15 protein-coding genes are annotated in these 9,263 nt (G+C 59.8%); 5 read left to right on the top strand and 10 right to left on the bottom strand.

The features are described from left to right. Positions 1-105: 105 nt before the first annotated feature. Complete coding sequence (locus ACFVVC_RS01810; protein ID WP_387448326.1) at positions 106-300, top strand: YegP family protein; 195 nt, start codon at positions 106-108, stop codon at positions 298-300. Between the two features lie 55 nt (positions 301-355). On the opposite strand, the gene ACFVVC_RS01815 is transcribed toward ACFVVC_RS01810, so the two are convergent. From ACFVVC_RS01815 to ACFVVC_RS01830, 4 genes are all read right to left on the bottom strand, one after another. Beyond that, positions 356-1,021: a helicase associated domain-containing protein gene (locus tag ACFVVC_RS01815; protein ID WP_387448329.1), complete on the bottom strand. Its 666-nt coding sequence runs from the start codon at positions 1,019-1,021 to the stop codon at positions 356-358. Between the two features lie 13 nt (positions 1,022-1,034). Further along, positions 1,035-1,724, bottom strand: coding sequence for a hypothetical protein (locus ACFVVC_RS01820; RefSeq protein WP_387448332.1), 690 nt, complete (start codon positions 1,722-1,724; stop codon positions 1,035-1,037). A gap of 95 nt (positions 1,725-1,819) precedes the next feature. Further along, positions 1,820-2,191 carry an ankyrin repeat domain-containing protein gene (locus ACFVVC_RS01825; RefSeq protein ID WP_387448335.1) on the bottom strand — a complete coding sequence of 124 codons (372 nt, stop codon included), beginning with the start codon at positions 2,189-2,191 and terminating at the stop codon, positions 1,820-1,822. Between the two features lie 21 nt (positions 2,192-2,212). Continuing rightward, the gene (locus ACFVVC_RS01830) at positions 2,213-2,617 is read right to left on the bottom strand and encodes a hypothetical protein (RefSeq protein WP_387448338.1); all 405 of its coding nucleotides are present in this window, start codon (positions 2,615-2,617) and stop codon (positions 2,213-2,215) included. Positions 2,618-2,877: 260 nt separating this feature from the next. Here ACFVVC_RS01830 and ACFVVC_RS01835 point away from each other — a divergent pair, with 260 nt between their 5' ends. The 3 genes from ACFVVC_RS01835 (at position 2,878) to ACFVVC_RS01845 (ending at position 4,846) form a co-directional block, all read left to right on the top strand. Continuing rightward, entirely contained in the window at positions 2,878-3,237 is a 360-nt protein-coding gene (locus ACFVVC_RS01835) for a DUF2750 domain-containing protein (protein ID WP_387448340.1), read from the top strand. A 598-nt stretch (positions 3,238-3,835) separates the two neighbouring features. After that, positions 3,836-4,204, top strand: a complete 369-nt coding sequence (locus ACFVVC_RS01840; RefSeq protein ID WP_387448343.1) for a GNAT family N-acetyltransferase — start codon at positions 3,836-3,838, stop codon at positions 4,202-4,204. A gap of 54 nt (positions 4,205-4,258) precedes the next feature. After that, a complete protein-coding gene (locus tag ACFVVC_RS01845) occupies positions 4,259-4,846 on the top strand; it encodes a DinB family protein (protein ID WP_387448346.1) in 588 nt (195 codons plus the stop codon). Between the two features lie 15 nt (positions 4,847-4,861). On the opposite strand, the gene ACFVVC_RS01850 is transcribed toward ACFVVC_RS01845, so the two are convergent. Next, the gene (locus ACFVVC_RS01850; RefSeq protein ID WP_387448349.1) at positions 4,862-5,512 is read right to left on the bottom strand and encodes a hypothetical protein; all 651 of its coding nucleotides are present in this window, start codon (positions 5,510-5,512) and stop codon (positions 4,862-4,864) included. A gap of 87 nt (positions 5,513-5,599) precedes the next feature. After that, positions 5,600-6,370, bottom strand: a complete 771-nt coding sequence (locus ACFVVC_RS01855) for a hypothetical protein (RefSeq protein ID WP_387448351.1) — start codon at positions 6,368-6,370, stop codon at positions 5,600-5,602. 542 nt (positions 6,371-6,912) lie between these two features. Between ACFVVC_RS01855 and ACFVVC_RS01860 the strand changes: the two genes are divergently transcribed. Next, complete coding sequence (locus tag ACFVVC_RS01860) at positions 6,913-7,044, top strand: hypothetical protein (protein WP_387448354.1); 132 nt, start codon at positions 6,913-6,915, stop codon at positions 7,042-7,044. A gap of 140 nt (positions 7,045-7,184) precedes the next feature. Here ACFVVC_RS01860 and ACFVVC_RS01865 read toward each other — a convergent pair whose 3' ends face one another. The 4 genes from ACFVVC_RS01865 to ACFVVC_RS01880 form a co-directional block, all read right to left on the bottom strand. Then, positions 7,185-7,388: a cold-shock protein gene (locus tag ACFVVC_RS01865; protein WP_387448357.1), complete on the bottom strand. Its 204-nt coding sequence runs from the start codon at positions 7,386-7,388 to the stop codon at positions 7,185-7,187. Positions 7,389-7,594: 206 nt separating this feature from the next. Next, the gene (locus tag ACFVVC_RS01870) at positions 7,595-7,912 is read right to left on the bottom strand and encodes a hypothetical protein (RefSeq protein ID WP_387448360.1); all 318 of its coding nucleotides are present in this window, start codon (positions 7,910-7,912) and stop codon (positions 7,595-7,597) included. A 120-nt stretch (positions 7,913-8,032) separates the two neighbouring features. Further along, the gene (locus tag ACFVVC_RS01875) at positions 8,033-8,617 is read right to left on the bottom strand and encodes a hypothetical protein (RefSeq protein WP_387448363.1); all 585 of its coding nucleotides are present in this window, start codon (positions 8,615-8,617) and stop codon (positions 8,033-8,035) included. Positions 8,618-8,654: 37 nt separating this feature from the next. Continuing rightward, positions 8,655-9,029: a hypothetical protein gene (locus ACFVVC_RS01880; RefSeq protein WP_387448366.1), complete on the bottom strand. Its 375-nt coding sequence runs from the start codon at positions 9,027-9,029 to the stop codon at positions 8,655-8,657. Positions 9,030-9,263 lie beyond the last annotated feature (234 nt).

Here is a 9,263-nt window from a genome sequence, read left to right on the forward strand (position 1 = left end):
CCGGGCGCACCATGTCAAACAGTCCTTAAGTCGAACGACGACAGGCTGTAGTCTGATGCATCACCAGCCAACCACCTGGTGGGTCCATCAAGGTCAGGGGGCAATATGTCGGGTAAGTACGAGCTTTATTCAGACCAGTCGAGCGGGTTCAGGTTCCGGTTGAAGGCCTCCAACGGCGACATCGTGATGACCTCCGAGAGCTATAAGACCAAGGCCTCAGCGGAGCAGGGGCTTGAGCGCGCTCAGAGGACTGCTACAACAACTCGTGTTGTCGACCTGACTGCGGCCGTTTCCGAATAGCCCTGACGTGTGCGGTTCTGTGCTGAGCAGAAAAGTGTAGAGATCGCAGGATGCTTCATCTATTCCACCGCTCGCTGTTCGCACCGCGCCGCGGCCTGCCTTGACGCCAGCCGGGGATCACTTGGTTCAGCTGCTTCTCTTTTGCAGCAGTGAGTTTCCCGGCCCGGTAATCGATGCGCTGGGTGTGCAGCCATACGCCCAAAGTCCGTTCCTGCTGGTCCTGGGTCTTGTTGTGGCGGGGCCACTCGTTGCCGGCGGCGAGGTAGGCAGCGACCTCGGCCAGGCGCTGCTTCCACCGGGCGGCGTCCACATCCCGTTTTGTCGGATAGCCCCGCCAGCCGGGGACCTGATCAAGGACAGGAGCGTAGACGGGGGTGAGGGTGCCGGCAGCTGCACGCTGGCGTTGTCGCGCCAGCCACCCTGCAAGTGCTGATTCCTGTTTAGAGCGCCCAACGACGGGCAGCCGGCCCTTACGCTCATAGAAGGCGACAATGTCTTGGGCGTTTTGCTGGCCTGCATCTGTTTCTCTTGGGGCAGGAGCAGGCAGCGCTGATTTATGGGCATCCCGCAGGTTCGGATCCTGCTTGGCCGCGATCGCCAGGTGGTAGCGCACAACTGACTCAGCAACTCCTGCGCCAGCTGCGATCTTGGGTGCAGGGATGCCCTGCCGGTACATCAGCACCCACTCGGGGTTTGGGGCGGAACGCTTGATCTGGGTCATGTGAGTCCACGGATTAGAGCCAACCAGCAAAAATGGGATCGTTGTCGAGAGGACCGCTACCTGCAGTTCTGACGCGTTTTAGTATTCCGACGACTTTTTCCTTTTCTTCAAATGTGGTCGCGCGATGCCAACGGATGAGCAAGTCAGAGAAATTCTTGACGAGGTCCTGGCGACGAGCCAGATCTGAGTTTGAATCAACTTCAAGAGAATCTGGGTCCACCCTGAGACCGGCATGATGAGATGCCCGCGCTAAGTTCACCAGAAATGGTGTCCATTCCGGAATTTCGGTACGCATCGAGGAAGTCTCGTCCAGTTCCAGCTGCCAACGAGCAACGGCGGCTAAGACATCCTGCTCATATTGAAGGAAGAAAGCCTCCTCGCGCTGAATATCCCGGCCTACGGCGGTAAGGCTCACGAGGTCCGCGATGGCTGCAACTTCGCGCGCTTTAGATGCTTCTTTTCGCTGCTCGTCCAGCTGCTTCCGTGCAAGGGACAACTGCTCCGCGGCGTGCCTTTCATTCTGAGCCATCTGCTCCCTCACCTGCTCTGCGGTGGCGGTTTTCACGTCTGAGGCAATTTTGCGCTGAACTTTGTTTGTCCACCAGACAACTCCGACAGCGACGAAGGCAGCCAAAACGGCTGAAAGCGCTGCACCTACAGTTCCGCTCCAAAGTTGCAGCAGCCATTCGTCTGAAATCTCCACGGTTTCCCCCAATTGATCGTTGTTTCATTGACAGTTGAGGCAACTTTAGATCAGAACCGCCGGGTCAGGGGACGTCCTCGAAGTACTGGGCCACGTCATGGTTGCCGATCAGTCTGGCCAGCCCTGCAGGCGTTTGCCCTGACAGATTTGCATGCAGGGGATCTGCGCCGCGTGAACGCAGCAGATCGATCATCCCGGGTCGACCTCGCGGGTCGACCTCGCGAGTTGAACACGGCAACGAACAGCGGTGTATTGCCGAACGCGTTGATGGGATCAACCGTCGCGCCCAGGTCAAGCAGCGCGGCAGCCGCGTCCACAGCGTCTTCCCGCGAGGCAAGATGCAGCGGGGTGAATCCCTGGTTGTCCGCTGCATCGACGAACTCAACGTCGGTTACCAGCCGCCTTACCTCATCCACGTCATTGGCGAGTGCTGCATAGTGAAGCGGCGACCGGCCGGCGCGATCCACTGCTACCTCAATTCCTGGTGCTCAGGGTTGCCAGCCATCATGTCCTTGGGTTCCCGATTGGGACATCCGTCGCTGATCCAACGCATGGGTGACCGGAGTTATAGCCGCAAACAGTTCCGCTTCGTTGGCCTGAAGCTCTGGCGGCAGACTTTTTTCCGGAAGGCGGCGTCGTCGCGTGCAGGGCCGCATGGAGCCTTCCAGATACTCGACGGCTGCCAGCATCATGGCGGAGGAAGTTCCCGCAGGACCATCTGGCCAGACTGTGGATGCTTTGCCGGAGGAACTTAAGTCCCCAGCCCTGGTGCCGATGTCCAGGGCCTGCCCGGCGCTCAGGTTCAGAGCGCGTGAGGCAAGACCTGGCTCGCCCAGCCGCCACAGCTCGCGGGCGATCGACAAAGGAGGACTGACGATGGTGAAGGATCCCATGGACCAATGATGTCAGCAGCAGCTCTCAATCGGGCTGAGGGCGAGGACGGCCCTGCGTCAGCCGTGTTATTGATGAGCGTTTGGCCGGCGGCGCGGACGGCTGGTGCACCTGTCTCCATAAGCCGGTCTTTCACTGGACGCCGCGTCTCCCCTCGTTGGAAGTACAAACCCCGTGCCTAATCCATGGCACGATCAACTCCATGACTCGAGCATCGAATAGGAATTGGAATGAATTGGGGCCAGTCTGAGACCATGCCCGTATGACCACCAGCGGTGCACACGCAACTGCATTCTTCAGCGAAGCCATTCGCGAACAGCAAGTCTGGACGATCAGCGATGCCGGCGGCATACCCGCTCCCCGTGGAAGCGATGGAATTCGAAGCATGCCCTTCTGGTCCCTGGCCTCCCGTGCAGAGCGCATCATCTCGACGGTCAAGGCCTATTCCAGCTTCGAAAAAGTCGAAATCCCTCTCAGTGAGTGGCGGTCCAGATGGCTGCCTGGCCTTGAACGGGACGGGCTGAACGTCGGGCTCAACTGGTCCGGTGCCAGGGCAACGGGCTACGACGTCGAACCAAGCGCTGCCATGGCTTCCCTGGCCGCGCGCGAGTCATCCGAGTAGCTGTCTTGCAACCGCGTCAGAGGCCGCCGCCGCACGCAGGAAACCTCTGCGAGACTTCTGACATGAGCACGCGCCAACTTCCATTTTGCCCACGTTCCACCCGGGACCTGCTCCCAGGGGATGTCATAGCTGTTCCATGCGGGGAAGGCCGGTGGGCTGCCCTTCAGGTCACCGAGCTCAAGCGCAGCGGCGTGGGCTCCTTGAGCACTCTCATCGTTGGTACCTTGCCCTGGACTGGAGCGGATCGGCCCACGGGGCGGGACGTCGACGGCATGAAGGTCACAGCCCAGGGGATGACGCGGATCGAACTCTTCACGGAAGCCGGCCTGGAAGTAGTGGCCAACAGCCCCGTAATTCCCGCAGGGTTTTTATCGAACTATCGGGACTTCTCGGTGGGTACCCGGCACCAGGCTTGGGGTTGGAGAGCAGCAATCCGTTTAGCCCGGGAAGCAGCGGATAAGTCAGCGAAATTGCCCGGGTGAAGTTTTCCTGGGCTCGATAGGCTGTGTGCGTGCATTTACGCGAGGCAATACCGGGGGATCTGCCATGTGTGGCGGCAATTTGTCAGACCAGCGGCCGTCCGACGTGGACGCCGGAGATGATCTCGCAGGCTGATGACCGGATCGTGCTGGTAGCTGCCGTACAAGACCAGCCCGTTGGAATCGGCAAAACGCATTTCCATAAGGAACCAGCTGGCAAGGCCCCCGCCGGGCACTACCTCGGGGGTGTTGTCGTTTCTCCGGCGTACCGACGTTTAGGAGTTGGCGCAGCTCTCACGCGGGCGCGGATGGAGTGGGTATGGTCCCGGTCTTCGAGCGTTTACTACTTCGCCAATGAAAACAACGCAGCATCCATCACAATGCACCAGGCTCTGGGCTTCATGCCTGTCGGCCGGTTCGCTGAGATTCATGGAGTAACGGCTGACGACGGAAGATCACAACACATTCTCGTTCAAGCGGCCCGGTAGGTTTCAGCATCCGGTTGCCGCCCGGCCATCGAGCCCCGCTCCTAGACTCAGTTCATGACAGCAGATACAAGTGCCAGAGCGGCCCAGCTTCGTGAATATCTCAACGATGCCCGCGAAGCACTCCTGTGGAAGTGCGGGGGCTTGAATGATGCCCAGGCTCGTACTCCTCTGGCACCGACGGGCACCCATGTCATGGGCCTGCTGTTCCACCTGGCCGTCACCGAAGCCCAATACTTCATCTCATGTCTTGGACGGGACATTGAGAACCCCGTCATCCAGAGCGTCATCGCATCCGGGGACGCCCAGGCCGACTTCCTCCCGCCGCCGACAATGACGCTGGCGAACGTGGTCACGATGTACCGCGGGACCACAGCCGCAGCCGACGCAGTGCTGGACGGACTGGAGCTTGATTCACCGGCGGTGGTGCCGTGGTGGACAAAACACCGCCACACGACGGTGGAACGCCTCCTGGTGCATATGATCACCGAGACCCACCGACATGCCGGACACTTGGACATCGTCCGCGAGCAATTGGACGGTTTCATCGGTTTACGCCCAACCGCGCCGAACATTCCGGACCTCACACCGGATCAGTGGGAAGAGCAGCGCCTGCGGACGCAAGATCTGGCCGACCGCGTATAAGAGTGGGAAGCCGTTCTAACTCTCTGATCCGATTGGCTGCTGCGTATTCATCAGGAAACGCCCTGCACGCCGAAAATCACGTATGAGAAAGCCAATCCCTGTAAGTAGAACGGCCGCGCCGACGGTCATCGCCCAGCCGAACAGGCTGTCGCCATGCGCGGCGAAGTTCAGGGCCTGGGGAACAAAGAAAAGGGGCATCATCGGTTGCACGAGAAGTGCCGTGGCAAGGTTTTTTCGGAGTTGCACGGCGGCGGCCCGAATGAGTGGAAGGTGGGCTGTGTCCAGGGGTGCTTTTCCTGCGATCTGCCGGCGTACGTGCTTTCGCTCGTCGTCCTCCAATGAGATCAGCACGTCGATCCTGCCCGACTGGGCGGCAGGTACAACTTTCTTCGCGTTGTAGATCAGTCCGCCAATGAGGGCGCTGAGGGCCGCAAGGGCAATCCCAAACCCCGCGAGGGTCCGGCCGTCATGGGCAATATCAGGAAAAGCCAAGGCTCCGACGGCTGAGCCGACAGCAACGGAGACGACCAGTATAGGCGGGAAATAGCGGGTGTAGTAGGTTCGTATGGCGTCACCGAGTCCGTTGTCCTGAATACCCTTGGCTCGCCTCATGGCCTCTGTCCAACGCTCGTTGCGTGCTGCCATGAGGTCGTCGATCCCGCTCATCGTCTTCTTCCCCTGGGTATTCCTAACGCAGCCAGACGCGGCACCAGCGAGGCTGCCACGGGTGTTGGTGTGAGTTCGCATGATGCACTAGTGAACTTCCTGAGTTCGGTAGAGGTTTTCGATGACCCTCTCGGCCTGCGTGATACCGATCTTCGGATACATGACACGGAACTCCTTGATGGCTGCGGCCTGTCCCTGGCTTACGTGGACTGCCCGCAACCAGATAATTTGCATGCCAGAGAGTTGAAGTCCTGTTTTGGACATTTGATGCTGTTCCACGAGACGCCAGATGCTCACTGCCGCGTGGACAATTGCGACAGCGATCACCAGGGGTGTCCAGGTATCCACCCGTAGGGAAGAACTCAGGTACAGGACCGTAAGCCAGATCGTGATGACAAGCGTTCTGGCACCGAAATTCTGGATTCGTATCCAGTCCACAAAGTTCATTGAGTGGAGCGGTGGAATCTCCGAGAGCGGAGCGCTGTCTGCTGGTTTCACCGAAAGCGTCATCGAACAGAGAGCCAGGAGCAGCAGCCAAAAAGGGGGACTTGCGGGGTCCCGGACTTCGGGCAATGGCAGGAAGAAGGCCCCAGCTACCGTCAGAGGAAAGATCGCCATGAGCGCATCCGCGGCCTGCGGCCGCATTAGCGCGCTGGGAGTGGATCTGCGGTCCCACAACAAGATGACGCAGCCTTGGATGAACGCCGCAGAAGCGAACACAAAAGTCAGCCCGGCTGCCCGGCTGTGTGAATTTCCGTTCAGGAGCACTGCGGCCCGCCACAGGCCAATGCCGGCGGCAACTACTACAACTCCACCGCCCAGGACAGAGACTCGCTTCGCGTTACGGATCACCCGCATGAAAGCCGTTCCTCCCTAGCTGGGACAACACCCCCTCATGCTGCCTAGCTGCATCCTAGACCCGGAATCTGGGGTGCGGCGTGCCTGGTGGAGGATCCCTCAACGAGCAAGACTTTGTTGTTTTCCGGTAGAGCATGGTTCAGGCTGATGGGCCTCGGGGCGCGCCTCAGTTGTCAGGAGGGCGTTGCGCCTCCGACTCCTCGCGTTCCCGCCTGGCGGCAAGGCCGAAAGGCACCACTACTGCGAGCAGGACCAATGCCACCAGGATTGTTGTCGGCCAGAACCCCAACCAGGGTCGAATGAACCCGGATGCAACAATGGCCCCCGTAAATGCCCAGAGGTTGGCCTTAGCAAAGCGCTTCATCTTTGGGGAAAGGTCTTTGTACGCATCGGAACCGGCCATGGCTCACGATAGCGACGGAGCAGGAACACTGCCAAGGGGAGTCGTGTCGAAAACCCGCCACGCATGCAGCGGGACGGCAACGGTGCGGTGCTGCTCCGGCATAGGCTTGCGAACGATCGGGCTGCACAAGCAATCAGGAATGATCGGATCGCATGGTTTCTGCGACATCCTGGTCATCGGGACGGCCTCCACAGAGACCGAGGGTGCCAACTCGAAGGTGACCTCGATCAGCGACGTCGTCTACTACTTGAACCACTGGTGTGACGGATGACCCTAGCGTCGAGGGCTTCATCTGGTTCGACTCCACAAAAAACCAACTGTGGGATCGACGCCTCCGCAGCCCTCTTACGCCGCAATGAAGAACGCCCTGGGGCCCCGCTAATGGGCACCAAGGCGTTCCCGGTTCAGAGCTTAGACAGCGCGGATGTTCTGCGCCTGCGGGCCCTTGGCCCCCTGCTCGACGTCGAAGCTGACCTTCTGGTTCTCTTCCAAGCTGCGGAATCCGCCGCCGGAGATGGCCGAGTAGTGCGCGAAGACGTCTTTGCTGCCGTCATCGGGGGAGATGAAGCCGAATCCCTTTTCGGCGTTGAACCATTTGACCGTGCCTGTAGCCATGCTGTTGTTCCTTCTGGGCCCGCTCCGCGACCCCACTTTTCGGGACCGTCCTGCTGGCCGTGAGGCACAGCCTAGAAGTAGACGGCTCACCCGGCAAGTTATGTAGGCCCGCTGCCGATGGGTCAGCGGATGGATCCGAAGCGGACCGTCTGCCGCGGAGCCAGCCAATAATGAACCACATGCCCAACAGCAGATAGACAAAGCCGCTAGCGACGAGATATTTCGAGGGGGATGGTCCCGTTGATGGTCGCGATGTAGGCGGCCATGAAGGCGTATCCGAGAACGTAGACCAGCGTGTAGGGCCACCTCGTTTTAGCTTGAGCATCTGCTGGAAGGGCCCTGCGCCCGTCATTGCTGGCGAGTCTGGTCCGCAGGTCCATGACCTTGAGACGGTATAGGAATAGCGAGGATAGAAGGAGCGCCGCCGCGATGAAGGCCAGCGCCGGTATTCCGACGAAATCGGTAGTCAGGGGAAGAATCATTGCCAGCAGACAAAGGCCCGCGTTGCAGAAGGCGTTGATCACGCCAAGGATTCTGTCCATCCGTGACCCCCTCTTCAGAGCGGGATTCCTGTACCGTCCCCAGTAGGCCCCAGCCTGGCCAACAAAGGCAGCGAATACATAGATCAGGATTCTATTCACGGTTCAGAACAGACTGAATGCATCGGTGGCCTTGGGGTAGCCAAGTTCCTCCAAGCACGCGAGCACGGTGGCGGGTTCGCGAGTTACGAATGTCCATGGGCGACCGACCGCGGGAATGGCTCTGACACCTTGGTAGGGAGCTAACCATGTCCGTACATGCTGGATTTCCACTACGTCTTCCCGCTTAAGGATCCAGGGTCCGAAGAGCCGTCCCAGGCCATATGACAGGCTGAATTCCAAAGCTTCCGGCGTCGGGCTCAGCACCAGCATCCGAAACTGCGGAGAGACCGAAAAGACCACCGGTTGGTTTCCCCACATCTTGGACAGGGCTCCGCTTTTCACCGGTATGGTCCCGCCGCCGTCGAAGTGCTCCTCCTCAAGAAAAACTTCGGGCGGTGCCGGTTCTTTCCTCAGGTTGGTCACGGTCATTGCGATTCCGACCACCGCGAGCTGTACTGCGGAGATCGTGAGCTGGCCCGGCGTGGGATTTATGGCAGCGAAAGCGACTGCCGTGAGCAGAAGAAACAGTTCGAGAACTGTGATCCTGATTCGAGGGATCCGCCTCGATTGACGTTCCTGCGCCTTCATCGCAGCCCCTGATTTTTAATGTTGGCAACCATAAGTTTCAAGAGCAGGTTTTGAGGAATCCTGCAGCGCCTGGGCGCGCGTGGAAGGCCACGGTGTGTCCGTTGTCGTCGCGGAAGACGGCTGAGGAACCTGTTACTGTGACGGAGCCCGCCTGGTATGGGTTTCCCCAGCCTGGGGGCGGATTACCGTGGCCATCGTCAAGTGGCTCGTCCGCAACGAAGTAGGTGTCCTGTATCCGCATCTCATTTATGCCGCAGTGCGTGTAGAGGTTGATCTGGATGCTTGCTGAGGTCGAAATGGCTGGGCTGCTCGTAACAGCGGTGAGCATGGCGGCAGGTGACTCGCAGCCGCACAGCACCACCAGTGCCGCAGCGGCGCAGGAGAAGGCTTTTTGAAATACGCTCCAGCTCAAGCCGCCCCCTCGACGTCGTAGTGGTCAGAGACTATGCCTGACAGTTCAAGGACGCAACGTCCTACCGCCGGGCGATAGAGGGGCCGTCCGAAAGCGAGCTGCTATGCGCGGTCATCAGCGTCGTGGCGTTTCCATCTGTAACGGTGCTGTTCTTTTCATGGGCACTCCGGCTGGGGTCCTCAAGCCACCCGACGACCCGGTCGTCGAAGATTGGGGCGGCATCCGGGTCATCAA

The sequence above is a fragment of the Pseudarthrobacter sp. NPDC058196 genome (assembly GCF_042882685.1).
Classification (GTDB): domain Bacteria; phylum Actinomycetota; class Actinomycetes; order Actinomycetales; family Micrococcaceae; genus Arthrobacter.

What these genes read in the sequence shown, in the direction of transcription:
- ACFVVC_RS01835 (WP_387448340.1), top strand. Translation starts at nt 2,878, where the DNA reads ATGACCACCAGCGGTGCACACGCAACTGCATTCTTCAGCGAAGCCATT.
- ACFVVC_RS01830 (WP_387448338.1), bottom strand. Translation starts at nt 2,617, where the DNA reads ATGGGATCCTTCACCATCGTCAGTCCTCCTTTGTCGATCGCCCGCGAG.
- ACFVVC_RS01815 (WP_387448329.1), bottom strand. Translation starts at nt 1,021, where the DNA reads ATGACCCAGATCAAGCGTTCCGCCCCAAACCCCGAGTGGGTGCTGATG.
- ACFVVC_RS01840 (WP_387448343.1), top strand. Translation starts at nt 3,836, where the DNA reads ATGATCTCGCAGGCTGATGACCGGATCGTGCTGGTAGCTGCCGTACAA.
- ACFVVC_RS01855 (WP_387448351.1), bottom strand. Translation starts at nt 6,370, where the DNA reads ATGCGGGTGATCCGTAACGCGAAGCGAGTCTCTGTCCTGGGCGGTGGA.
- ACFVVC_RS01875 (WP_387448363.1), bottom strand. Translation starts at nt 8,617, where the DNA reads ATGAAGGCGCAGGAACGTCAATCGAGGCGGATCCCTCGAATCAGGATC.
- ACFVVC_RS01860 (WP_387448354.1), top strand. Translation starts at nt 6,913, where the DNA reads ATGATCGGATCGCATGGTTTCTGCGACATCCTGGTCATCGGGACGGCC.
- ACFVVC_RS01850 (WP_387448349.1), bottom strand. Translation starts at nt 5,512, where the DNA reads ATGAGCGGGATCGACGACCTCATGGCAGCACGCAACGAGCGTTGGACA.
- ACFVVC_RS01810 (WP_387448326.1), top strand. Translation starts at nt 106, where the DNA reads ATGTCGGGTAAGTACGAGCTTTATTCAGACCAGTCGAGCGGGTTCAGG.
- ACFVVC_RS01865 (WP_387448357.1), bottom strand. Translation starts at nt 7,388, where the DNA reads ATGGCTACAGGCACGGTCAAATGGTTCAACGCCGAAAAGGGATTCGGC.
- ACFVVC_RS01845 (WP_387448346.1), top strand. Translation starts at nt 4,259, where the DNA reads ATGACAGCAGATACAAGTGCCAGAGCGGCCCAGCTTCGTGAATATCTC.